The organism is Halomonas sp. EF61, from assembly GCF_040147045.1.
GTDB lineage: Bacteria > Pseudomonadota > Gammaproteobacteria > Pseudomonadales > Halomonadaceae > Halomonas > Halomonas litopenaei.
In genome coordinates, this window is record NZ_JAMSHM010000003.1 from 450,936 (window position 1) to 475,097 (window position 24,162).

General features: G+C 63.0%; 17 protein-coding genes. 6 read left to right on the top strand and 11 right to left on the bottom strand.

What is annotated here, in order from left to right; genetic code table 11:
* Window positions 1-195 (top strand): hypothetical protein, encoded by a 195-nt coding sequence (locus NFI08_RS16925; RefSeq protein WP_045994785.1) that lies wholly within the window; start codon window positions 1-3, stop codon window positions 193-195.
* Window positions 196-382: 187 nt separating this feature from the next.
* Here the strand turns inward: NFI08_RS16925 and NFI08_RS16930 are convergent, their stop codons facing one another.
* The 11 genes from NFI08_RS16930 to NFI08_RS16980 form a co-directional block, all read right to left on the bottom strand.
* Complete coding sequence (locus NFI08_RS16930; protein ID WP_045994784.1) at window positions 383-676, bottom strand: hypothetical protein; 294 nt, start codon at window positions 674-676, stop codon at window positions 383-385.
* A gap of 209 nt (window positions 677-885) precedes the next feature.
* Window positions 886-1,521, bottom strand: coding sequence for an endonuclease III (gene nth, locus NFI08_RS16935; RefSeq protein WP_108133358.1), 636 nt, complete (start codon window positions 1,519-1,521; stop codon window positions 886-888).
* A 62-nt stretch (window positions 1,522-1,583) separates the two neighbouring features.
* A complete protein-coding gene (locus tag NFI08_RS16940; protein WP_108449417.1) occupies window positions 1,584-2,291 on the bottom strand; it encodes an electron transport complex subunit E in 708 nt (235 codons plus the stop codon).
* A complete protein-coding gene (locus NFI08_RS16945) occupies window positions 2,288-2,830 on the bottom strand; it encodes an RnfABCDGE type electron transport complex subunit G (RefSeq protein WP_162816501.1) in 543 nt (180 codons plus the stop codon). The genes NFI08_RS16940 and NFI08_RS16945 overlap by 4 nt, the downstream gene beginning before the upstream one ends.
* A 117-nt stretch (window positions 2,831-2,947) precedes the next feature.
* Complete coding sequence (locus NFI08_RS16950; protein ID WP_349590907.1) at window positions 2,948-3,982, bottom strand: RnfABCDGE type electron transport complex subunit D; 1,035 nt, start codon at window positions 3,980-3,982, stop codon at window positions 2,948-2,950.
* Entirely contained in the window at window positions 3,979-5,733 is a 1,755-nt protein-coding gene (rsxC, locus tag NFI08_RS16955; RefSeq protein WP_349590910.1) for an electron transport complex subunit RsxC, read from the bottom strand. Before rsxC ends, NFI08_RS16950 begins: the two co-directional genes overlap by 4 nt.
* A complete protein-coding gene (gene rsxB, locus NFI08_RS16960; RefSeq protein ID WP_108133363.1) occupies window positions 5,720-6,286 on the bottom strand; it encodes an electron transport complex subunit RsxB in 567 nt (188 codons plus the stop codon). The genes rsxC and rsxB overlap by 14 nt, the downstream gene beginning before the upstream one ends.
* Window positions 6,283-6,873, bottom strand: a complete 591-nt coding sequence (gene rsxA / locus NFI08_RS16965) for an electron transport complex subunit RsxA (RefSeq protein WP_045994778.1) — start codon at window positions 6,871-6,873, stop codon at window positions 6,283-6,285. The genes rsxB and rsxA overlap by 4 nt, the downstream gene beginning before the upstream one ends.
* Window positions 6,874-6,936: 63 nt before the next feature.
* Entirely contained in the window at window positions 6,937-8,979 is a 2,043-nt protein-coding gene (gene metG / locus NFI08_RS16970; RefSeq protein WP_349590915.1) for a methionine--tRNA ligase, read from the bottom strand.
* 120 nt (window positions 8,980-9,099) lie between these two features.
* Window positions 9,100-10,587, bottom strand: coding sequence for a tRNA uracil 4-sulfurtransferase ThiI (thiI, locus tag NFI08_RS16975; RefSeq protein ID WP_349590918.1), 1,488 nt, complete (start codon window positions 10,585-10,587; stop codon window positions 9,100-9,102).
* Between the two features lie 131 nt (window positions 10,588-10,718).
* Window positions 10,719-11,000, bottom strand: a complete 282-nt coding sequence (locus NFI08_RS16980) for a hypothetical protein (RefSeq protein WP_045994775.1) — start codon at window positions 10,998-11,000, stop codon at window positions 10,719-10,721.
* A gap of 485 nt (window positions 11,001-11,485) precedes the next feature.
* Here NFI08_RS16980 and NFI08_RS16985 point away from each other — a divergent pair, with 485 nt between their 5' ends.
* The 5 genes from NFI08_RS16985 (at window position 11,486) to NFI08_RS17005 (ending at window position 24,141) form a co-directional block, all read left to right on the top strand.
* Window positions 11,486-13,330: a TolC family outer membrane protein gene (locus NFI08_RS16985; RefSeq protein WP_240184261.1), complete on the top strand. Its 1,845-nt coding sequence runs from the start codon at window positions 11,486-11,488 to the stop codon at window positions 13,328-13,330.
* Window positions 13,331-13,601: 271 nt separating this feature from the next.
* The gene (locus NFI08_RS16990) at window positions 13,602-15,707 is read left to right on the top strand and encodes a type I secretion system permease/ATPase (protein ID WP_349591295.1); all 2,106 of its coding nucleotides are present in this window, start codon (window positions 13,602-13,604) and stop codon (window positions 15,705-15,707) included.
* Window positions 15,707-17,125 (top strand): HlyD family type I secretion periplasmic adaptor subunit, encoded by a 1,419-nt coding sequence (locus NFI08_RS16995; RefSeq protein ID WP_349590923.1) that lies wholly within the window; start codon window positions 15,707-15,709, stop codon window positions 17,123-17,125. The genes NFI08_RS16990 and NFI08_RS16995 overlap by 1 nt, the downstream gene beginning before the upstream one ends.
* Window positions 17,125-17,724, top strand: a complete 600-nt coding sequence (locus NFI08_RS17000; RefSeq protein WP_349590926.1) for a response regulator transcription factor — start codon at window positions 17,125-17,127, stop codon at window positions 17,722-17,724. The genes NFI08_RS16995 and NFI08_RS17000 overlap by 1 nt, the downstream gene beginning before the upstream one ends.
* A gap of 348 nt (window positions 17,725-18,072) precedes the next feature.
* Entirely contained in the window at window positions 18,073-24,141 is a 6,069-nt protein-coding gene (locus NFI08_RS17005) for a retention module-containing protein (RefSeq protein WP_349590929.1), read from the top strand.
* Window positions 24,142-24,162: the final 21 nt, after the last annotated feature.

Below are 24,162 nucleotides of genomic sequence, written 5' to 3' on the forward strand. Positions count from 1 at the left end.
ATGAAAGCCGCCTATCATCGAAGCCGCGTCATCGGTCTGTTGCTGGCGATTCTGGTATTGATCATGGCCGACCACCTGGCCAGTCCCACCTTCGCCTTCAACATGGGCGACGGCCACGCTCGAACCTCGCTGAACCAGCGTGACGCCAGCGCCTGTGCGCCCTGTGGGGCGCCGTGCCCGTCCACTCGCCAATAGGGCTTGCATGAAAAGTGCCTGCGCTCGCCGACTTTTCGTAGAAATCCTGGAATTATGCCTGCGCTCGGTGACGGTTCTCGGTCCAGGCCCTGTGGGCTCACCCTAGTGTGAAGGCATTGGCGATAAAAGAGGCGCCCCTGCCATGGCAGGGGCGCCTCTTGTGGTCGTCAGTCTGACGGGGAGACGATCATTCTCGTGGGTCCTGTTCGCGGCGGGGGATCTTCGGCCCCAGCGGCCCGAGCCACAGCCAGACCTGAAGCACTACCAGGATCGGTAACAGCCAGGTCGGCGCGCCCACCGTCCACACCAGCACCTGGTGGATCATGAAGGCGGTCAGGCCGCCGAGCAGGCCAAGCACCGGGAACATCAGAGGCCGCTCGGAGCCCGGGCGGCCACTAAGCCGGAACAGCGAGCCGGTGAAGGCGCCGAAGCTCACGGCCATGGCCAGCGGAATCCAGAGTTGCTGTAGCACTTCCTGCATCGTTAACCGCTCATGTTGAGACTTGGGCCCTCAGGCTAACGCGTCTGGCCGCCGGCTGCGCTTGAACTTTGGCGTAATTCGCCTGGCTTTCGGCTTTCGGCTTTCGGCTTCCGGCGCTGCATCCTTGGTGATGGGCGCTTTCGCCTGTGGTGCTGGGGGCCAGGACGGGCGAAAACCGTCGCTGGGTGCAGTCGCGGCCCATGCAAGGTCTAGATGTCGGTCTTGTCCTTGAACTCGCACAGATCCTCGATGACACAGCTGCCGCAGCGTGGCTTGCGCGCCACGCAGGTATAGCGGCCATGGAGGATCAACCAGTGGTGGGCGTCCTGGCGAAATTCGCGGGGCACGTGGCGCACCAGCCTTTCCTCGACCTCCACCACGTTCTTGCCCTTGGCGATGCCGGTGCGGTTGGAGACCCGGAAGATGTGAGTGTCCACGGCGATGGTGGGCTGGCCGAAGGCGGTGTTGAGTATCACGTTGGCGGTCTTGCGTCCGACCCCGGGCAGGGCCTCCAGCGCCGGACGGGTGGCCGGTACCTCGCCACCATGGCGCTCGATCAGCAGATGGCAGGTCTTCATCAGGTTTTCGGCCTTGGTGTTGAAAAGGCCGATGGTCTTGATGTGTTCCTTGAGCGCGTCGATCCCGATATCGATGATCGCCTGGGGTGTGTTGGCCACCGGGAACAGGCGAGCGGTGGCCTTGTTGACGCCGACGTCGGTGGCCTGCGCCGACAGCAGTACCGCGGCCAGCAGTTCAAACGGTGTGCTCCAGTTGAGCTCGGTGGTCGGCTCGGGATTGTGGGCCCGCAGGCGGGTAAAGATCTCGTGGCGTTTGGCAGCGTTCATGCTCGTCTCTTTGGTTGGCAAGCCAGGGGCTGAATCGACAGCGGGCCAGTCCGGGCGGATCTTCAGCGCACGACCCCGGTAACCCGCACTCGGCGTTCGTCTCTGGGCGTCCGGGTCGGCGCCGGGCGGCGGCGCTTCACGGCGTCGTCGATGGCGTTCTTGGCGGCGATCAGCAGCCCGGTGACCAGAAAGGCCCCCGGCGGCAGCACCAAAAACAGCATGCCGCCATCACCCGGCAGGTGCAGTGTCCAGTCACCGGCTGCGTCGCCCAGCAGCAGGTCCATGCCGGCGAACAGGGTGCCTTGCCCCAGCAGTTCGCGGATACCCCCGATCAACACCAGCACCAGAGAGAAGCCGAGGCCGTTCGTCAGGGCGTCGAACAGGGCCGGCTTGAGCGGTTGGCGGGAGGCAAAGGCCTCGACCCGAGCCAGGATGGCGCAATTGGTGACGATCAGCGGCAGGAAGATGCCGAGCACCTGGTAGAGCTCGTAGGCCAGCGCCGCCATGGCCAGTTCGACGCAGGTCACGAAGGCAGCGATGATCAACACAAATGCCGGCAGGCGTACCTCAGGGCGTACCTGGTGGCGCAGCGCCGAGGCCGAGGCGCTGGCGCCGAGCATCACCCCCAGGGTGGCGATCCCGAGCCCCAGGCCATTGACCACACTGCCGGTGACGGCCAGTAGCGGACACAGGCCGAGCAACTGGACCAGGGCGGGATTGTTGCTCCACAGCCCCTTGATGGCGATGTCGCGAGCGTCGCTGCGGGTCATGGGATGGGCTCCTGGTTACTGGCGTCTGGCGTATCACGCGGCGACCCGGCAGCCAGCACCGCTTCGTTCACCGCCCGGATGACGGCGCGAGAGGTGATGGTGGCACCGGTCAGGGCTTCGATGGCGCCCTGCGGGGCCAGGTCCAGCTGGCGGCGCGCGAGGCCTTCGAACTGATCGATCCAGGGGCCCTTGCGGCGCTCGATGGCGTCGCCGAGCCCCGGCGTCTCGTGGTGATCGACGACGCGCACTGCCGTGACACGCCGCTGCGGTGTCAGTGCCACCAGCACCTCGACGGGGCCTGCGTAGCCGAGCGCTGACGAGGGTTGCAGGGTGGCGAGCAGCGTGTCGCTTTGGTCCAGCGCCTGCCAGCCTTGGTCACCGGCCGGCGCCGGCACCAGCCTGGCGGTGCCCTGAGGCGCCAGGCTTTGCAGCAGGGCGTCCTGATGGGCCTGGCGATTGGCCTCGATACGCCCCTCGCTGAGCGCCTGGGTCAGGCTGACCGCACCCAGGGTCACCAGGGCGAACAGGGCAAGTTTCACGGCCAGTGTTCGCGGAGCCGAAGTGTTGCTATCAGGGGTATTCATCAGCGCAGTTTATCAGTGCTTTCCAAGTGAGGCGGTCGTCCATCAGCGCTCTTGACCAAGGCGGGTCGCTGGCTAGCCGTCATCGTTGTGCCTCCGGCTGGCTCGAGCATTCGATGGCCGGTCGGGCACCAGCTGGTCGAGCAGGGGGGCGGCGAGGTTCATCAGCAGCACGGCGAAGGCCACGGCGTCGGGGTAGCCGCCGTAGGCACGGATGATCATCGTCAGGGCGCCGATGCCGGCACCATAAGCCAGGCGTGCACGACGACCGCTGGCGGCGCTGACAGGGTCGGTGACGATAAAGAAGGCGCCGAACATGGCCGCGCCCCCGAGCAGGTGGAAGCCGACTCCGCCGCTGGCCGACAGTTGATCGAACAGCCAGGCGAGCAAGGTCATGGAGGCGAGCATGGACAGCGGCAGGCGCCAGTCGATCAGCCGGCGATAGAGCAGGTAAAGACCTCCGGCCAGCCAGGCCACGGCGACGTTGCGCCAGGCCTCCAGCGCCGCTGGTGCCACTAGCTCGGCGAGGCTGGCGTCTGCAGCGCGATGGCGGTAGGCGTCCAGCGGTGTGGCACCGCTCAGCGCATCCAATGCGGCTGCTGGGTGCTGGCCCAGCCAGCGTGCCAGCCAGGTCGAGGGCTCGACGGCGTCGGGGCCGAATAGCCCCGAGGGTGCGGGCCACAGGCTCATCTGGGTGGGGAAGGACACCAGCAGCAGGGCGTAGCCCACCATGGCGGGGTTGAACAGATTCTGGCCGAGCCCGCCGTAAAGGTGCTTGGCCACCGCCACGGCGGCAAGCGAGCCGATCAGGATCAGCCACAGGCTGGTGCCGGCCGGCAGCGCCGCACCCAGCAGTACCCCGGTCAACAGGGCGCTGCCATCAGCGATGGTTGGCGAGACGGGCCGCCGACGCGCCGCCAGCATCATCGCCTCGATCAGCACACAGCAGGCCGCCGCTGTGATGACGTTGGTGACGACGCCAAGGCCGAAGAACCAGCACTGGGCGATGAGTCCGGGCAGGCAGGCCAGCGTCACCCGACGCATCAAGGTAGCGCTGTCGTGTCCACGGCGAGCGCTGTCTGCGCTGGTGTGGCGGTGAAGATGGCTCATGGCCGGGTTTCCTCCTGACGGGCGGCCTTGAGCCGAGCATCGGCGGCGGCGAGATGCTGTCTGGCGGTATCCAGCTGAGTCTCGAGGTCGGCGAGGACATCCGCCGATTGCTGCTGCTGGGCGGCGCGCTCCAGCGCCTTCTCAGCCTTGCGTGCCGCGGCCTTGGCGGCTGCCTGGGCGATGCGCAGGCCACGCACGTCCGCGACGTTGGCGGTTGCTTTGGTGTCGGCTGAACTATCCTTGGCGCTGCTTGCGTCGCGCTGCTGGCCGCGCCGGGCGGCGGCCTGACGACGGGCCTGGCGACGGGCTTCGCGCTCGGCCGCCTCGCGCTGCTCGCGGGCCTGGCGTGCCTCGAAGCGGTGGCGGGCCTGGTCGGCCCGGGCGCTCTCGGCGCGCGCGGTGCGCAGGCGCTGCTTGGCCTCGCCGAAGCCGTTGGCCAGCGGCAGATGGCTGGGGCAGACGTAGTCGCAGGCGCCGCACTCTATGCAGTCGAACAGGCCGTTGGCCTCGGCCTTGTGGTCTTCGCCTGCCTGGGCGTGCCACCACAGCTGTTGAGGGGCAAGGCCCGCCGGGCAGGCCGGCTGGCAGTCGCCGCAACGGATGCAGGGGCGTGCGGGGGGCGGCGTCGGCAGTTCAGCCGCGTCAGCGGCGATCAGGCCGTTGGTGGTCTGGGTGATGGGTTGGTCAAGCGATTCGATCGCCTGGCCCATCATCGGACCACCTTCGATCACCCGCGACAATCTGGCGCGATCGAGGCCGGCGTCCTGCAGCAGGTGTTCGATGGCGGTGCCCAGGCGCGCGGTGACATTGCCGGGGCGTGCCAGTGCTCGGCCCGCCAGGGTCAGGGTGCGCTCGATCATCGGCTTGCCGAGCGCCACCGCGTCGTGGATGGCCGCCAGGGTCCCGGGATTGTGACACAGCACGCCGGCGTCCACCGGCAGCTGGTCCGAGGCGAGACGGCGGCCAAGTAGGCGCTCGATCAGCTGGCGCTCGCCGCCGCTGGGGTAGCGGGTGGGGATCACCTCGAGTCGTGCCGGGCAGGGCAGCTCGCCTAGCCGGGCCTGCACGGCGCTGGCCGCCTCGGGCTTGTCGTCTTCGATGCCGATGACAATAGAGCCGGCCCCGGTGGCATGGGCCACCATCGCTGCACCGGATAGCACCCGGTCGGTGTGCTGGCGCAGTGTCTGGTCATCGGCGCTCAGGTAGGGTTCGCACTCGGCGGCGTTGACCACCAGGGTATCGATGCCCGCCTGGCGTGCCGCGCGGACCTTGAGATGGGCCGGAAATCCGCCGCCGCCCATGCCGGCGATGCCGGCGTCGGCAATCCGTTGGATGATCTCGCCGGGGGCCGCGCCTTGCCAGTCGAGCGGCGGCAGCCAGTGGTGCTGTGAAGCGCCGTCTGACTCGATCACCACGGCAGGTCGGTGTTGTCCGTCGGGGGCCGACTCGTCGTGCATGAACAGCGCGCTGACGTGGCCCGAGATGGTGGCGTGCACCGGCAGTGCCAGGTGGCCGACGGCGCGTGCCACTGGCTCGCCGGCACGCACGTACTGGCCTGGCTTGACGATAGGCTGGACCTCTCGCCACGGCTGGTCGCGGCCATCTTCTAGCCACAATGTCACCCTGGCCGGTAGCGGCGGCGTGCGTATGCCCAGGTCACGGGTCTGCGATTTGCGGGTAGGGGGCAGCACGCCGCCGGCGGGCCGGGTGCCCGCCGACAGTGATCGCCAGAGTCGCTCAAGTACTGCCATGAAGCGTCTCCGTGGTGCGGTCGCTGGCGATGATGCCGGCGGTCCAGCGGGGTTGTGGCTCTCTTGGCAGCATGTCGATGCAGTCCACCGGACAGGGGGCGATACACAGATCGCAGCCGGTGCATTCGTGTGCGATGACCGTGTGCATCATCTTCGAGGCGCCGAGGATGGCGTCTACCGGGCAGGCCTGGATGCACTTGGTGCAGCCGATGCATTCATCTTCCCGAATAAAGGCCACCCGGGGGGTATCGTCGGCGTCGCCGTCGAGCGCCAGGGGTTCCCGACCAAGCAGTTCGGCCAACTCAAGGATGGTTGCCTCGCCGCCCGGTGGACAGCGATTGATGGCCTCTCCCTGCTCGACGGCTTCGGCGTAGGGCCGACAGCCGGGATAGCCACACTGGCCACATTGGGTCTGGGGCAAAAGGGCGTCGATCTGCTCCACCAGGCCATCCTCGCCGTCCTTGAAGCGACGGTTCAGCCAGCCCAGCAGACCGCCGCAGACACCGATCAGTGCGACCATCAGGACCACGCCGACAAGACTCGTCAGGCTCATGGAGAGCCCCCGGTGGCAAGTCCGGTGAAGCCCATGAAGGCCAGCGACATCAGGCTGGCGGTGATCATGGCGATGGCTGCACCGCGAAACGGGCGCGGTACATCGGCGCCCGCCAGGCGTTCGCGCATGGCCGCCAGCAGGATCAACACCAGCGAGAAGCCCAGAGCGGCGCTGAATCCGTACAGCAGCGCATCGAAGAAGCCGCCGTCGCGACCCAGGCTCAACAGCGCCACGCCCAGCACCGCGCAGTTGGTGGTAATCAGCGGCAGGAAGATGCCGAGCACCCGATGCAGCAGGGGGCTCAGGTGGCGCACCATGACCTCGGTGGCCTGGACTACCACGGCGATCACCACGATAAAGGCGATGGTGCGCAGGTATTCAAGATCCAGCGGCACCAGCAGATAACGGTGCAGCAGGTGACTGGCCGCCGATGACAGGGTCAGCACGAAGGTGGTGGCAAGGGACATGCCCAGCGCCGATTCCAGCTTCGAGGACACCCCCAGGAAAGGGCATAACCCGAGAAACTGCACCAGCACGAAGTTGTTGACCAGGGCGGTACTGACGAGGACGAGAAGAACGTCGGTCATGGAATGCACGAGGTAACGGCCGGCGGGCAGGGCCCCGCCGGCGCATGGGCGTGATGGAACCCCTTAGCTGACCCGCTGGCCGGGTTCTGCGCCACTGTGGGGTTCGAGCAGATAGATGCCGTCGTCGTTGCCAGCCGCCAGCACCATGCCTTCGGAAACACCAAAGCGCATCTTGCGCGGTGCCAGGTTGGCCACCATGACGGTCAGCTTGCCTTCGAGGGCCTCCGGCGAATAGGCGCGACGGATGCCGGCGAAGACCTGACGGCTTTCGCCGCCGAGATCCAGCGACAGCTTGAGCAGCTTGTCGGCCCCTTCGACGTATTCCGCCTTGGCGATGCGGGCGATACGCAGGTCCACCTTGGCGAAGTCGTCGAAGCTGATCTCGTCGGCGATCGGCGTCTCGGCCAGCGGTCCCTTGGGCGTTTCCTTGAGCTTCTGTTCTTCCACCAGATCCTCCTTCGATGCTTCGATCATGGCATCGATACGATCGTTCTCGACCCGGGTCATCAGCGGCTTGAACTTGTTGACGGGGTGATCGCCCAGCCAGGTCTCGCGGCTGTTCCAGTCGAGGGTGTCGAGATTCATGAACAGTCTGGCCTGTTCGGCCATGGCCGGTACCACCGGGGCCAGGTAGACCATCAGCTGACGGAACAGGTTGATTCCCATGGAGCAGATGTCGAGCACTTCCTGCTCGCGGCCTGCCTCCTTGGCCAGTACCCAGGGCGCCTGGTCGGCGATGTAGCTGTTGGCCTCGTCGGCCAGCTCCATGACCTTGCGCATGGCGCGGCCGAACTCCCGCTGTTCATAGTAGTCGGCGATCTCGTCACCGGCGGCGATGAAGCGTGCCAGCATGTCCGGCTCGGCGCAGTGAGTCGACAGCTGGCCACCTCCGAGCTTCTTGACGAAACCGGCGCAGCGGCTGGCGATGTTGACCACCTTGCCCACCAGGTCGGCATTGACCCTGAGCGCGAAGTCCTCGAGGTTCAGGTCGAGGTCATCGACCCGGGAGGTGAGCTTGGCGGCGAAGTAGTAGCGCAGGTACTCGGGATTGAGATGCTCGGCGTAGGTCGCGGCCTTGATGAAGGTGCCGCGTGACTTGGACATCTTGGCGCCGTTGACCGTGACGAAGCCGTGGCAGTTGACTGCGGTGGGGGTGCGCATCTCGGCCCCGTGCAGCATCGCCGGCCAGAACAGGGCGTGGAAGTAGACGATGTCCTTGCCGATGAAATGGTAGACCTCGGCCTTTGAATCGCGCTCCCAGTAGCTGTCGAAGTCCAGCCCCTCACGCTCGCACAGGTTCTTGAAGCTCGCCAGGTAGCCGATCGGAGCGTCCAGCCAGACATAGAAGTACTTGCCTGGCGCGTCAGGAATCTCGAAGCCGAAGTAGGGCGCGTCGCGGCTGATGTCCCACTCGTTGAAGCCGGACTCGAACCATTCCATCAGCTTGTTGCGGATCTGTGGCTGGACATGGTCGTCCTTGATCCAGGCACTGAGGAAGTCGGCGAAGTCAGGCAGCTTGAAGAAGTAGTGGGTTGAGCTGCGGACTTCCGGGGTGGCGCCGGAGATCGCCGATACCGGATCGATCAACTCGGCAGGGGTATAGGTGGCACCGCAGGCCTCGCAGTTGTCGCCGTACTGATCCGCGATGTGGCACTTGGGACAGGTGCCCTTGATGAAACGATCGGCCAGGAACAGACCCTTGACCGGATCGTACATCTGCTCGATGTCACGGGTGGCGATGTGCCCCTTGTCGCGCAGGCGCTTATAGATAAGCTCGCTGAAGTGGCGGTTTTCCTCGGAGTGGGTCGAGTGGTAGTTGTCGAAGGCCACGCCGAAACGGGCGAAGTCCTGCTGGTGTTCGCGGGATACGCGGTCGATCAGCGCCTCGGAGGTGATGCCCTCCTGCTCGGCACGCAGCATGATCGCGGTGCCGTGGGCGTCATCGGCGCAGACGTAGTGGCACTGATGGCCGCGACTCTTCTGGAACCGCACCCAGATATCCGTCTGGATGTACTCCAGCAGGTGGCCCAGGTGAATGGCGCCGTTGGCGTAGGGCAAGGCGCTGGTGACCAGAATCTGGCGCTTGTCGGGTGCGGTGATGGACATGATGTGACGTGATATCCCGTTGAAAATCAGGCGACGATTGTAGCTAGGATCGAGGTCGTGTGCATCCGCTATCGTGCTCGGACGCAGCCATGAAAAAGCCGTTGCGCAGACGGTGCATTGTCAGGAGGACGCCACCAGCAGGCCGACATGCTCAAGGCCTCGGTCCTTGAGGTGCAGCGCCTGGAGGCGGCTCATGACACCCTGGTCACAATAGAGGAGATAGCGGGTGTCGGGATCAAGCGCATCGCTGCGGGTCGCCAGTTCATAGAAGGGAATATGATCGACGGGGCAGGCGAGTGGCCCAAGCGGACGGCGCTCGACGTCGTCCGGGGGCCGCACATCGATGACCCGGGTCGCCGTTCGGGCGAAGTCGTGGAGCCCTCCAAAGGAGACTTCTGCCAGGGGCTCCTGGGAGGGTGCGCTGACACCTTCGGATACTGGCGCATCGACAGGCTGGCGAGTGGCGCTGGCCAGGGCGCGATCCAGCAGGTCGGCCGGTAGCGCGGCCTCTGCCACCTGAAGTTCCTTCAGCGACGCCTTGACCCTGGGGCGGCTGGACATCCCGCCGCAGTACTCGGGCATACGGCCCGACGCCTCAGCGGTAGCGATCCGGTGGGCCTCATCGATGATGGTCTGCTTGTCATCGGTCAGCAGCGGTCGCAGCACCGGCAGGTGGCTGGCGCGGTCGATCAGGCCGAGATTGGTCAGTGTCTGGCTCGATACCTGGGCGATCGCCTCTCCTGTCACCAGGGCGGGGATGCGCGCGCGTTGCGCGACTCTTGCGGCGGCCTCGATCATCAAGCGCTTGAGCACCAGCGACACCAGGCCATCAGGTACCTCGCGACGCAGTGTCTCGACCACTTCCTCGAAGGGAACGGTGATGAAGTTGGCCTTATGGGAGGCGCTGTATCGTTGCCACAGGTCTCGGGTCAGCGCCTTGACCGCGCCTTCCTGTTCCTGTCCGCCAAGACGAAAGAGGACAAACTGACACTTGATGCCGCGCCTGAGCATCCGATAGGCCGCCACCGGAGAGTCATAACCCCCGGACATCAGTACCAGTGCCTCTCCCTGGGTGCCCAGTGGAAAGCCACCGAGGCCCGGCCCAAGGTCGACTTCCTCGATCAAGGTGTCGCCATCGATGCGCAGTGGCACCACTACCTCCGGGGTGCTCAGGTCGACCCTGGCATCAGCAGCATGGGCGAGCAGCGCTGCGCCCAAGGCGCGTTCCACCTCCACCGAGCCGAAGTCGTGTTGCCCCTTGCGCTTGACCTTGACCTTGAAGCGCTTGCCTTCGAGCTCCACCGCTCGTTCGCGTGCCAGTTGTTCGATGCTGCTACGCCAGTCCCCAAGCGGCCTGTTGCGGGTCCTGGCCACGCGCTGAACGCCCGGTATCCGGGTCATGCTCGCTTCAAGTGCCTGACGATCCTTGCCAGGCAGGTCTCGCGGAAGTCTTACGACCAGATGGTCCCATTGGGCAACGACCTTGGTCTTGGGCTCCTGGCGCCTGAGTGCATTGCGCAGATTGGTGGCCAGGCAGCGACCCATGTGACGTCTCACCGAGGCGGACTTGGTGGCGATGTCGGCAGAAAGGGAAAGACGATATTCCATGGTGTGAAAGCCGGGACTACGATGTAAGAATAGTAACGTTGATCTAGATCAAGTTTGATTGAGATCTTCAAGATTCCGCCGACGGCAGGTTGGGCGATCGGCGGGGGAAGGAGGAAGGAGAAAAAAGTCCGTCAGTACAGCGCTTTTTCTTCCTGAACGACCTCTTTGAGCAGCTCCAGGAAGAGCCGATCGGCTTCGGAGTGCTCCTCGGCGCTGTCAGGGATGTGAATGCTGGTGGTGTCCGAGATTTCGTTGGCAATGTCGGCCATGACGCCACTATCGCTTCCACTTTCCAGATGACGGCGGGCGATCTCGAGAGAGGTCTCCAGGACCTTGGGGTCCTGTAGCAACTTCTTGATAAAGCCGGTCAATTCGTTGATGACACGGGTTTTTTGAATTTCGGATGAGGCCATCGGTGACTCCTTGGCTAGGCGCTTGATCCAAGGGGTTACGATAGCATGTTTGTGGACCGCTACGGGACAGGTTTGCCGTAGAACGATGTTGATGGCTCTGTCAAGTGGTGCCTTGCCAGATCAGGATGGCACTGAATGACGAGATGTTACCGAATGTGTTCAAGTGTGAGAGTATTGTAGTTGTAGTTGGATGGGATATTAGCAGCGTTGGGGAAGCGCTCGACAATCGGCGCTACAGGGAAACTGCTCGCCCATCCTGGGGATGATGAGAATGGTAGCGCCGAAGCAGCACGGCTGGTCCTGCAGAATCCGGGGTTGTTGGGCTAGTTCGTTGGTACTAGATTCAACTGTACTGGCTGCGGCCATTGATAATTAAGGGAACACGAATGAAAACGATCTGCCGAGAAGCTCGCTCTTCCATGGTGCGGCCGCTGGTAAGTGCCATCGCATTGGCCTCTACGTCAATGCTGATGGGGTCAGGAGTCATGGCCCAGGACGCGCAGGCATTGCCGCCTGGCACGACATCGCCGGGGGCGGCGACCCTGCGTGACGTCGTGGAGCAGACCATCAATACCAATCCTGAGGTGCTGGCGGCCTGGAACGGCTTCCAGGCGGCGGGCCACGATGAGCGGGTGGCCTTTGGAGGCTATCTGCCTCAGATTGACGTCAATGCAGGCGTTGGTCTCGAGGATCGTCAGAACGATCAACAGGGCAGCTACGACACCGACTATGTCGAGGTGACGCTGAACCAGATGATCTATGACGGCTTCGCTACCGCCAGCGAGGTCGAGCGTCTGAGCCGGGCAGAACTGGTACGCTACTACGAGCTGCTGGGGGCGAGTCAGGACGCGGCGTTGGACGCAACTAATGCCTATCTTGATGTTCAGCGCTACCGTCGCCTGGTGGGCCTGGCCCAGGACAACTATCAGAAGCATCTGGAGGTCTATCAGCAGATCGAGGCCCGCGCGCTGGCGGGTGCCGGTCGTCGCGTGGACCTGGAGCAGATCAGCGGTCGTCTGGCGCTGGCTGAGTCGAATCTGATCACCGAAGCGTCCAATCTGCACGATGTCTCTGCGCGCTTCCAGCGCCTGGTGGGTGAACTGCCGCCGGAAGCTCTGGCGCCAGCGCCGACCTTCGCCGAGCAACTGCCCACCGACGTGGCCCAGGCATTGCAGTTTGCCTACGAGGGTAACCCGGACTTCCATGCCGCCATCGAGAACATCGAGGCCGCCCGCGCCGAGCGTGAAGGCACCAAGTCGCCCTTCCATCCCAGGCTTGACCTGGTGGGCCGCAGTGGTACCTACAAGGGCAGTGATACCGACGGTGACTTCATCTCCGACAATGATCATGAAGACCGTCACAGCATCGAGCTGGTAGGTAGCCTCAATCTGTATCGCGGCGGCAGCGACCTGGCGTCGTTCCGCGCCGCCAGTGATCGCGTCGAGCAGGCGGTCAATCTGCGTGACAAGGCATGCGTCGACATCCGTCAGACCACCACCATCGCCTACAACGACACCCGTCGTCTGCGCGACCAGCTGGAATACCTGAACGAGCACCGTCAGACGACCGATCGCGTGCGCGGAGCCTACAAGCAGCAGTTCGATATCGGTCAGCGTTCGCTGCTCGACCTGTTGGATATCGAGAATGAGTACTTCGAGGCGAGTCGTGCCTATGTGAACGCGCAGTATGACGTCGCTCTGGCCGACGCGCGCACCCTGCGTGCCACGGGTAGCCTGCTGGAGGTGCTGGAGGTGCGCAAGGATGGGCTGCCGACCCTCGCCGAGCTGGACAGCAACGGTGTGTCGATCACGCCGGATATCGTCTGTCCGGCGGTAGGCCCCCGGTCCTACAGCATCGAGGAACTCACCGGCTCCACACGGGCTCCGGACGTCGTCATGCCTGCGGACGCTCTGTTCGAGATCAACAGCTACGTGCTGAGCGCGAGCGCCAAGCAGGAGCTGAGTGCGTTGGCAGACCGTATCCGTGGTCGCAACGACCTGGTCCGGGTGTTCATCGCTGGCCATGCGGACATCTCCGGTACCGATGCCATCAACGATCCACTGTCGCGTAATCGAGCGGCAGCGGTGGGGCAGTACCTGGTCAGCCAGGGCGTCAATGCTTCACTGATTGAAACCCGGGGCTATGGCTCGCATCGGCCTGTTCAGTCCAATGACACCGTCGAAGGTCGTCGCCAGAACCGTCGAGTGGAGATCACACTTGAACGCAGCGGCGAGAATCTGGACATGGGGGCATTGCCGGGTTCCGCCGGTGATGACAGTGTGTCGCTTGCCTGGGCGCGAGGGCAGGATCGCCGCAGCCTGGAGGGCTAGAAGCTCAGTGGAGGATAGCGCCCTCCTCTAGTGGGGGCGCCATTTCCCGGGATGTGAATGCAACTGCCACGTTCTGGTCCTTGCATTGCAGCAAAGGGAGCCGTGACGACAGCAGGGATGACAGGCCGGGTCGCACGGAAAGGACGTTCTGGTACAGCCATCGGCCGACAGAGAGGTTTACGTGGACGATTCACGAGTTGCGGACGAAGCAGAATTTACAACACCTGAAACGCAGGAGCAGGATGAAGACAGAGGCCCGGTCAAGGATGAATTGCTGGAAGTGCTGCTGTCGATTGCTCACTATCACGAGCATGATGTCAGTGCGGATTCCCTGACTGCGGGCCTGCCGCTGGAAGATGGCGCACTGACGCCAGGGATATTTCCCCGGGCGTCGGAACGTGCCGGGCTGACGGCGCGACTCGTCAAGAGTCGCCTCGTTCAGTTGAACCCTGCGCTATTTCCTGTCGTGCTGTTGCTGGAGCCGGGGCGCGCCTGCGCCTTGCTGGATATCGACGTCAAGGCGCGTACCGCGCAGGTGATTTACCCGGAATTGGGGCAAGCGTCGGTAGAAATCTCCCTGGACGAGCTTCATGAACGTTACAGCGGGACAGCGATCTATACGCGTCCGCGGTTCCGTTTCGACGCCCGGTCAAAGGATGTCAACGAGAAGCGCTCTGGGCATTGGTTCTGGAGCGTGATCAAGGAAAACAGACGCCTTTATCGTGACGTTATACTGGGCTCCGTCGCCATCAATATCTTCGCTCTGGCGATGCCCCTGTTCGTTCTCAATGTCTATGACCGCGTGGTGCCGAATCACGCCACCGAGACGCTGTGGGTCCTGTCCATCGGCGCCCTGATCGTCCTGGCATTCGACTTGACGCTAAGGTTGATGCGTTCAAGCTTTGTCGATCTTGCGGCCAGTCGTGCTGACGTCAAGCTCTCTTCGCGTATCATGTCTCGTGTCATGGGGATGCGGATGGAGGCCAAGCCTGCCTCGACCGGTTCCTTTGTCTCGATGCTGCAATCCTTCGAGTCGGTTCGGAGCTTTATCGGCTCCGCCACCGTGATCGCCATGGTGGACCTGCCGTTCGTTCTGATGTTCATCGCCATCATTGGCCTGATAGGTCCCGCGCTGGTGATTCCTATCGTGGTTGGCGTGCTGTTTATCTTGCTCTACGCCCTCGGTGCCCAGGGAAAACTGCACGACTTGTCGGAAACCACCCTGAAGGTAGGGGCGCAGCGTAACGCCACCCTGGTGGAATCGGTCTCCCAGCTCGAGACGGTCAAGACGCTGCGGGGCGAGAGCCGAGTTCAGGGGCAATGGGAGCAGGCCAGCGCCTTTCTCTCGCGCACCGGGGCCCAGTTGAAGTTCCTCGGAACCTCGGTCACCAGTATCGCCCAGTGGACCCAGAACACCGTCGGTATCTGCGTCATTCTTATCGGCGTCTATCTAATCATCGACGGCAATCTTTCCCAGGGCGGGCTGATCGCTGCCTACATGCTGTCGTCTCGTGCGCTGGCACCGGTCAGCCAGGCCGCCGCACTTCTGGCTCAGTACCATCAATCCGCCACGGCCCTGGAGTCTCTTGATCGAGTGATGGACATGCCGGTGGAGCGAGAGGAAAAGAGCTACATCGATCGTCCCGCCGTCAAGGGACTGGTGAAGTTTGACAAGGTCACCTTCCGCTACCCCCAGGCCGAGAATGACAGTCTCCGCGACGTCTCTCTGTCGATAGCACCAGGCCAGAAGGTGGCACTGCTGGGACGAGTTGGCTGTGGCAAGACCACGTTGCAGAAGTTGTTGCTCGGTCTGTACCAGCCAACGTCGGGAGCGGTGCTGATCGACGATGTGGACATTCGTCAGTTCGACCCCCTGCAGTTGAGGCGACATATCGGCTATGTGCCTCAGGACGTTCGCCTGTTTTATGGCTCATTGAAGGACAACATCATTGCCGGTGCCGGCAGCGAAGGGGTGGATGACGATCTGCTGCTCAAGGCCATCCGAATCAGTGGACTCGATGGACTCGTCAGCACGCACCCTCAGGGCGTCGAACTGCAGGTAGGCGAAGGCGGACAGATGCTCTCGGGCGGTCAGAAGCAGGCGGTAGCGATCGCGCGTGCCATCGTGCACGATCCGGCGATCTTGTTGCTGGATGAGCCGACCAGCGCCATGGACCATGCCAGCGAGGAGGCCCTCAAGCGCAACCTCAAGGACTACGCTGGCGGCAAGACGATGGTGGTGGTGACTCACCGCACGTCCCTGCTGTCGCTGGTGGATCGTATCGTGGTCATCGACTCCGGCAAGGTGGTCGCAGATGGTGAGCGTGACAGCGTCATGGATGCGCTGCGCAAAGGCCAGATCGGGAGGGCCAGCTGATGTCCAGCAAGAGTGCTGAACAGAAGGGATTCGAAGGCGTCGGTCGCGTATCACGTAAAGGTGGCAAAGTCTTCCGTCCCTTTATCGACCGGTTGTTTGCGCGCCGTGTCAGCGCATCCCATCTCAACAGAGACTGGGCGAGTGATGCTGACTGGGCGCGAATGCAGCAGGATCCGCTGCGCGCCAGGCTGATGCTGTACATGGTCGTGGTAGCGATCATCTGCGTGATCGTCTGGGCCTGCTTTGCGCCGATCGATGAGGTGACACGCGGCAGCGGCAGGGTCATACCCTCCAGCCAGCTTCAGCGGGTGCAAAGCTTCGATGGAGGCGTGGTTCAGGAGATTCGCGTCAGCGAAGGTGACTTCGTTTCCACTGGTGATCTGCTGATGCGCATCGACCCGACGCGTTTTCTGTCGAATTTCAACGAGAACCGGGCGAAGGCGGAAACCCTTCAGGCCAAGGCCGAGCGGTTGAGGGCGTTGGCGACCGGATCGGACTTCTCTCCATCGGAGGCATTGATCGAGCAGGCGCCGAATATCGTCTCCCGCGAGCGCGAGCTGTATCACAGCAGTCTGGAAACGCTGGAAGAGCAGAAGCAGATATTGCAGGAACGACTGGAGCAGCGTCGGGCAGAGCTCAACGAGGCAACTGCGCGTCGCAACGCAGCCAGTCGTGAGCTGAATCTCGCTAGCCAGGAACTCAACATGACGCGCCCTCTGCTGTCCAGTGGCGCGGTCTCCGAGGTCGAAGTGCTGCGCTTGCAGCGTGAGGTCTCCAGGGCGAGTGGTGAGCGCAATCAAGCGACGGCTCAGGTGTCGCGGCTGGAGTCGGCGATTCAGGAGGCGCTGGGCGAGCTTCGCGAGGTCGATGCGAAGGCACGCAATGAGTGGCGTCAGGAGCTGTCGGCGACCCTGGGTGAACTGTCGGCCCTGGACGAGTCCAGCGAGGGGCTTCAGGACCGGGTGCGTCTCTCCGAGATCCGCTCGCCGGTCGATGGTGTCGTTCAGCGTCTGGCGATCAATACGATCGGCGGGGTGGCGCAACCCGGTCAGGAGGTGGTCGATATCGTACCGACCGACGACGCCCTGGTGGTCGAGGCCAAGATCGCGCCGCAGGACATCGCGTTTCTACGCCCGGGCCTGCCTGCGACCATCAAGTTGACGGCTTATGACTTCTCCATCTATGGCGGGCTGGATGCTCAGTTGGAGCACATCAGTGCAGACACCACCACCGATGAAGAGGGCAACACCTACTATCGGGTTCGTGTGCGAACCGACGACAGCGCGGAAGCCGAAGCGGTGGATGTCATTCCGGGCATGACCGCTCAGGTTGATATCCTGACCGGCAAGCGAACAGTGATGCAGTTCCTGCTGAAACCGGTGCTGCGTGCCTGGGGTAACGCGATGGGAGAGCGGTGATGACCCGATACCTGGTCTATCAAGGAAGTAGCGAGGTGCCGCGGTGGGACGACGCATTCAGTGATCTGGAGGTGGTTGCTCCGCACAGCGTCATCGACCACGCCGTCAAGGGGGATCTCGCCTGGGTGGTGGTTGAAGCCGGCGACTGGACGGGATTGTGCACGCGTTTGACCAGCAAGGGAGTGCTGGTGTCGGTGCTGTCCTTCAATCCGCATTCAGCAGAGGCATACCAAGCCTTCACCGCTGGCGCCAGGGGCTATGTCCACGCACTTTCGACCCCCGAAGTGCTACGTCAGGTCGATGTCGTGGTGAGGCACCGGGGTATCTGGCTCTGGCCCGAGTTGATGGACAGCCTGGTGGGCGGCGTCTTCAAGGCCATGGGAGGAGCGCCTGCCGTGCACCACGACATGCTGGAAGGTTTGACCGAGCGCGAGAAGGATGTTGCGCTGGCTGTCGCGGAGGGCCAAAGCAACAAGCTGGTGGCACGAGAACTCGGTATTACCGAGCGAACCGTCAAGGCCCATCTCGGGGCAGTCTTCCGCAAGTTGGGGGTCAAGGATCGGATGCAGTTGATCCTGCGCCTCTCCAGGGAGCGTTGACGGAGAAAGAAGTGGTCAATACAGCGCGACAGTTTGAAGGGGGCTTTCTGCCCCCTTTTTCTGTGGTAGAACGGTTGATCTGATGTCGTCCAGTGCAGGCGTCTCGGTCTCTGCACCTTCTCCGGAAATAGAGCCCTGGAATAGTGCCGTTACTTTCCGGTCTTGGAAAGTCGTTGGTTGAAGTAAGAGATTATCTTTATATTTTGCAATAAACACTTCTTAACTGTGCTTTTGTGGGTTGTTCCGATGGGGAACTCTCCCACTTGACCTACTAGACAGTATCGCCCGCACGGGGCCGTCCCTATTTTCTGTGGAAACCCAATAAGCAGAAAACACGGGGCTAAACCCATGAATATCATTGCTACCGCAGGAAGTGTGTGGATTGTCGACCAGGCAGGCGAACATCGGGTGGCCAGGCCCGGCGACGTGCTGCAGCCAGGGCAGCGTCTTGTCGCCGGAGATGATGGGCGGGTGGTTGTCTCGTCAAGTTCCGGACAGGTACCCCTGGTGCTCGAATCAGGCGAGATAATGGATATGCCGATGGGTCAAGGCGACGCCCAATCGCTTCCGTCCGATGAGTTGCTTCTTGCGCAGAATGCACCGGCCGAGTTGATTCAGGCTTCACTGCTGGAAGACGAGCAGTTGGATGAGGTGCTCGAAGTGCTGGAATCGGGCCGGGACCTCTTCGATGTGTTCGAGGACCCTGACGCGGGTCCCGGTGCTGGCCCCGGCAACGACAATGGGCATTCTTTCGTCCGTCTTTTGCGTATTCTCGAGCAGGTTTCTCCACTCGCTTTCGAGTACGGCCTGGACTCGGCCGATGGTCAGGAACCCCGGCTATTCCTGGGGGATATCGTCGATGGTGACAACCCCGGCGAGGAGGAAGGCGAAGAGGGAGAGGACAACGATGTCAGCCTTGGTGGGCTGGAAGGTGGTCCAGATGGCTCCGGTATCGCCCCTGAAGGCGGTGATCTTCCGGGGGGGCTGGAAGGCGCTGAGCTGGTGGTGCGTGAGTCGGGACTGGCCCAGGGAAGTCAGCCGTCAACAGACGCCTTGCAGCAGTCCAGCAGCTTCAACTTCGACACTCCCGACGGCCTAGGCACGCTGACGTTGGGAGGGACGCTCTCCTTGACGCTGGCGGACCTTCAGGCCCTGGAGGGGACTCCCAGGTCCCTCGATACGCCCCATGGCATCCTCTGGCTGGATGGTTTTCAGGGTGATGCCACTGGCGGGACCGTGCTTTACCACTTTGAGTTGACCAGTGCCGTCGACAATGACGAGACGCAGGGGGCCACCGATGGCGGCTTCCTGGAGCAGATCGAAGTGACGGTGACGGATGTCGATGGTGACGGCCGCACTGCCAGCCTGGATGTGCTGATTCTCGACGACGTTCCCGGCATCGAGCTGGGCGGTCCCGCCGAGGTGGGGGAAGGCAATACCATCGAGGGGAGCTGGAGCGCCGTCGATGGTGCCGATGGTGTCGCTAGCCTCGTTGTGTCGGTCGCTGGCATCGATGAGTCCTTTGCGCTGGGACAGGAGATCGTGCTCGAGGAAGGACGGTTGATCGTGGAGGCAGATGGAAGTTGGTCGTTCACCGCTGCCGTCGGACTCGATCAGGGCACATTTCCGTCGGTGGAGTTCAGTCTGGTACAGACCGACGGGGACGGTGATCAAACCGATGCTCTCCAGCGTATCGAGATCTTCGACGCAACAGTCCCGACCACGCCCACCGACGGAGGCGATCCGGATGCGGCGCCTGCCGAGGTGGTGCTCGACGAGGACGGCCTGGATGGCGGCAACCCCGGCGGTGATGGCGATGTCGCTGGTGAGGCCACGGTGATCACGGGTGTGCTCGGCTACGACTTCGGCGATGACGGGCCGGCAGCCAGCGGTGCCTTCGCCTGGTCACTGGCGGGCCTGCCGGCGTTGAGCTCCAGCGGTGAGGTGCTGAATTTCGCCCTGTCGGGGGATGGCCTGAGCCTGGTGGCGGCCACGGCAGCGGGCGACGAGGCGCTGCGCATCACCCTGACAGACCTTGCCAGCGGTGCCTTCGAGGTGAGCCTGCTGCGTCCGCTCGACCATCCGGAAAATTCCACCGAGGACGAACTGGCCATGTCGGTCGGCTATACCGTCGCCGATATTGACGGTAGCGAGGCATCCGGCCAGCTCGACATTCGCATCGACGATGATACCCCGGTGGCGTCGGTGACCATGGGGAACACCCTGATCGACGCCAACGCCAGCTCAGGTGTTATCCAGGTGGCCGAGGGCGCCACCGTCGAAGGCAACTGGTCTCTGAGCCCCGGCGCGGATGGACTGTCCGTCATCGACGTGCTGATCAATGGGGCGCCCCTGAGCTTTTCCAGTCTGCCTGGCAGTGACGAGCAGACCACGTTGACCCTGGCGCAGGGCGACCTGACCCTGAGAGGCGACGGTAGCTGGTCCTTTACGGCAGCCAGCGGGCTCGACAACGGTACGCCGCAGAGCGTCGATGTCGTGCTTCGCGTGACAGATGGTGACGGTGACGTCGTCGAACTGGATATCAGTGGCGAGATCCTGGACGCATCGGGTCCCACCACGCCCACCGACGGAGGCGATCCGGATGCGGCGCCTGCCGAGGTAGTGCTCGATGAGGACGGCCTGGATGGCGGCAACCTCGGCGGTGATGGCGATGTCGCTGGTGAGGCCACGGTGATCACCGGTGTGCTCGGCTACGACTTCGGCGACGACGGGCCGGCAGCCAGCGGCGCCTTCGCCTGGTCCCTGGCGGGCCTGCCGGCGTTGAGCTCCAACGGTGAGGCGCTGAGTTACGCCCTGTCGGGTGATGGCCTGAGCCTGGTGGCGGCCACGGCAGCGGGCGAAGAGGCGCTGCGTATCACACTGACAGACCTTGCCAGCGGCGCCTTCGAGGTGAGCCTGCTGCGTCCGCTCGACCATCCGGAAAATTCGACCGAGGATGATCTGGCCATGTCGGTCGGCTATACCGTTGCCGATATTGACGGTAGCGAGGCATCCGGCCAGCTCGACATTCGCATCGATGATGATACCCCGGTGGCGTCTGTGACCACGGGGGACACCCTGATCGACGCCAACGCCAGCTCAGGCGTTATCCAGGTGGTCGAGGGCGCCACCGTCGAAGGCACCTGGTCTCTGAGCCCCGGCGCGGATGGACTCTCCGTCATCGACGTACTGATCAATGGGGCGCCCCTGAGCTTCACCAGTCTGCCTGGCAGTGACGAGCAGACCACGTTGACCCTGGCGCAGGGCGACCTGACCCTGAGAGGCGACGGCAGCTGGTCCTTTACGGCAGCCAGCGGGCTCGACAACGGTACGCCGCAGAACGTCGATGTCGTGCTTCGCGTGACCGATGATGATGGTGACGTCGTCGAACTGGATATCAGTGGCGAGATCCTGGACGCCTCGGGTCCCACCACGCCCACCGACGGAGGCGATCCGGATGCGGCGCCTGCCGAGGTGGTGCTCGACGAGGACGGCCTGGATGGCGGCAACCCCGGCGGTGATGGCGATGTCGCTGGTGAGGCCACGGTGATCACCGGTGTGCTCGGCTACGACTTCGGCGATGACGGGCCGGCAGCCAGCGGTGCCTTCGCCTGGTCACTGGCGGGCCTGCCTGCGTTGAGCTCCAACGGTGAGACGCTGAGTTACGCCGTGTCGGATGATGGCCTGAGCCTGGTGGCGGCCACGGCAGCGGGCGACGAGGCGCTGCGCATCACGCTGACAGACCTTGCCAGCGGCGCCTTCGAGGTTAGCCTGCTGCGTCCGCTCGACCATCCGGAAAATTCCACCGAGGACGATCTGGCCATGTCGGTCGGCTATACCGTTTCCGATGTTGACGGTAGCGAGGCAGCTGGCCAGCTCGACATTCGCATCGATGATGATGCGCCGGAGGGCATCGTCTCGGAAGCTTTACTGCTTGAAAATGGCAGCACTGGTGATCTGGTGCTGCCGGGCGGGTACGGCGCGGATGGGCAAGGGGCGCCTATCCGCTTCGACGGTGCGCTGGATGGGGCGCCGGTGGAAGACGTCAATGGCAACGTCATCATGTTGGATGGCGGACCACTGTCCTGGAGGCTGGCCGACAATGGGGTCGAGCTGGATGCGGTAACGGCGACCGGGCAGGCAGGCTTCAGCGTGGTGCTGGATGAATCGGGCAATCAGGCCCGTCTGGTCGTCGAGGAAGGTGAGCTGTCTGTCTTCACTCGGCTTGATGGTGACATCGTGGCGACCGCCATTTCGGAGAGCGCGACCCAGGGTGTGCTGGATGTCTCCGAGAGCGATCTAGATGTGCAGCTGGTGTTCTCTGCGGTGGCCGGCGTTGCGACTGCCGGAGGGACGCTCACTGTCGGTCCGGGTCTGATTGAGGATGGAGACCAGCTGCGTGTCGATATGGTCGCGGGGGCCGAGGAAACCGGCGGTGTGGTGTCGTGGGACTCTCACGTGCGCGTCGGCGAGTTTCGCCAGAGTGTCGAGATCGCTGGCGCTGATAATGCGCGAGCCACCCTTGTGCTCAGCGCCCGGGCCTACTCGTCGCAGCAGGGGGAAGACGCGCCTCTGCCGCTGTCGGCCGGGGACCTGCGCATTCTCGATCAACGGGGCGTAGATGTGACCTCGGAAGTGCAGATCGATGTCATCGATGGGGATCTCAGGGTCGAAGGCTTGCAGGATGGCTGGTCCTTTGTCATCAACAGCGCCGAGGGCATCCAGGCCATCATCATCGAAGGCGGGAACGGTGAACCCTTTGGCCTTGGCAGCGTCGGCATCGTCAGTGGTGCTGCTCCAGGAGACGCAGAGGTGCTGCTGCCACTCGAGGCTGCTGATGGCGATGGTGACAAGGCGCCGGGTGACCTTTCCCTGGTTCTGGCAGGCCCGGGCGAATTCGTGGTCAGCAACAATGCCAACAATGCTATCACCACGGGTGGGGGCGACGACGTTGTCATTGCGGACAAGGGCGGAGCAACGATTATCATCGACCCTGCGGGCAACTATAACCTCTCTTTCATCCTCGACTCGTCGGTCAGCATGAATGCGGAGGTCGATACCGCCAGGCCGGATGGAACGGGTAACTATACCCGCCTTGAACTGCTCAAGGCGGCGATGTTGCGACAGCTCGAGACCCTGGCAGACTTCGAAGGTACCTTGAACCTCCAGCTGATCGATTTCGATGGCGTAGCGCGAAATCCTGTCGTGTTCGAAGACTTCAGTAGTGCTGACCTGGCTGCGGCCAGGGCCTATATCCTCGGTATGGAAGCCAAAGGGTCCACCAACTTCGATGCAGGCTTCGTTGCCAGCAGTGAATTCCTTACCCGCATGGCGGACATCAACAGCTTCGAGTCGACGGCGGTCTTTGTCACCGACGGGCTACCGACAATCTGGCTGGATGAGGATGGCAAGCTGGTGATCCCGGATCCGCTGGAGCCCGGTTCTCTTGCGGCGGTGGAGGAGTCGGTGGCGTCCTTCGAAGCGCTGTTGGAAGTGGCCGATTCGGTCCACGGGATCGGCATAGGGGAAGATAGTCTGGTCGACTACATTCGCCATTTTGACAATACCGACATCCTGGCGAGTGACGTCGAGACGGTGTTGGAAGACGGCAATACCTACACAGGTAGTGCCGGTGAGATCAACGTGGTCAACACCGAGGAAGATCTGAATCTTGCTCTTGATACGGGGTCAAGTACCTCGGATCTAGAACCCTTGGGCAGTGACCAGGTATTTGCAGGGGCGGGGGATGATCTTGTATTCGGAGACACGGTCAACTCCGATGATCTCGAGTGGGTTAATGGCGATTCCGGGGAGGAGTTTTCATCGGGAGAGCACAATGGTCTAGGCTATGAAGGCCTCTATGAGTTTCTGAAGTGGTCTCCCGATTTTGGCAATGGCACAGCGCCAACGGCTGATGAAGTCAAGGCGTATGTTCTGGCCAACGTAGATTCACTGATGAATCTGGAGCGCCAGGACGGTGGTATCGATGAGCTATATGGTGAAGAGGGCGATGATGTCCTGATAGGCGGGGCAGGGCAGGATGTGCTCGTGGGTGGTGAAGGGGATGATGTGCTGTGGGGAGGCCTAGATAGTGATCAATTTGTATGGGATGCAGCAGACGCCGAGGCGCCTTCTGTTGATCGTATAGAGGACTTCACTCTCGGAACCACCGATCAAGCTGACAAGCTCGATCTGAGCGGTCTGTTGATCGATGGCGCTGCGTCGGACCTGTCCAGCTATCTGGTGGCTGTCGACGAAGGCGAGGATATCCTTCTGAAGATCAAGACCGATGGCGGAATCGACGCGTCCGGGAACAACGCTGACCTGACCATCGAGCTGGGTGGTCTCAGGGCTGCTGGAAGTGGTGAGCAGGTACTGCAGCAGATGATTGATGATGGGCAATTGATTGTCGACTGAAGTCACATTCTTGCAAATGGG

Excerpts from the sequence above, each read along its gene's own strand:
- NFI08_RS16925 (WP_045994785.1), top strand. The coding sequence starts at position 1 with ATGAAAGCCGCCTATCATCGAAGCCGCGTCATCGGTCTGTTGCTGGCG.
- NFI08_RS16930 (WP_045994784.1), bottom strand. The coding sequence starts at position 676 with ATGCAGGAAGTGCTACAGCAACTCTGGATTCCGCTGGCCATGGCCGTG.
- nth (WP_108133358.1), bottom strand. The coding sequence starts at position 1,521 with ATGAACGCTGCCAAACGCCACGAGATCTTTACCCGCCTGCGGGCCCAC.
- NFI08_RS16940 (WP_108449417.1), bottom strand. The coding sequence starts at position 2,291 with ATGACCCGCAGCGACGCTCGCGACATCGCCATCAAGGGGCTGTGGAGC.
- NFI08_RS16950 (WP_349590907.1), bottom strand. The coding sequence starts at position 3,982 with ATGAGCCATCTTCACCGCCACACCAGCGCAGACAGCGCTCGCCGTGGA.
- rsxC (WP_349590910.1), bottom strand. The coding sequence starts at position 5,733 with ATGGCAGTACTTGAGCGACTCTGGCGATCACTGTCGGCGGGCACCCGG.
- rsxB (WP_108133363.1), bottom strand. The coding sequence starts at position 6,286 with ATGAGCCTGACGAGTCTTGTCGGCGTGGTCCTGATGGTCGCACTGATC.
- rsxA (WP_045994778.1), bottom strand. The coding sequence starts at position 6,873 with ATGACCGACGTTCTTCTCGTCCTCGTCAGTACCGCCCTGGTCAACAAC.
- metG (WP_349590915.1), bottom strand. The coding sequence starts at position 8,979 with ATGTCCATCACCGCACCCGACAAGCGCCAGATTCTGGTCACCAGCGCC.
- thiI (WP_349590918.1), bottom strand. The coding sequence starts at position 10,587 with ATGGAATATCGTCTTTCCCTTTCTGCCGACATCGCCACCAAGTCCGCC.
- NFI08_RS16980 (WP_045994775.1), bottom strand. The coding sequence starts at position 11,000 with ATGGCCTCATCCGAAATTCAAAAAACCCGTGTCATCAACGAATTGACC.
- NFI08_RS16985 (WP_240184261.1), top strand. The coding sequence starts at position 11,486 with ATGGCCCAGGACGCGCAGGCATTGCCGCCTGGCACGACATCGCCGGGG.
- NFI08_RS16995 (WP_349590923.1), top strand. The coding sequence starts at position 15,707 with ATGTCCAGCAAGAGTGCTGAACAGAAGGGATTCGAAGGCGTCGGTCGC.
- NFI08_RS17000 (WP_349590926.1), top strand. The coding sequence starts at position 17,125 with ATGACCCGATACCTGGTCTATCAAGGAAGTAGCGAGGTGCCGCGGTGG.
- NFI08_RS17005 (WP_349590929.1), top strand. The coding sequence starts at position 18,073 with ATGAATATCATTGCTACCGCAGGAAGTGTGTGGATTGTCGACCAGGCA.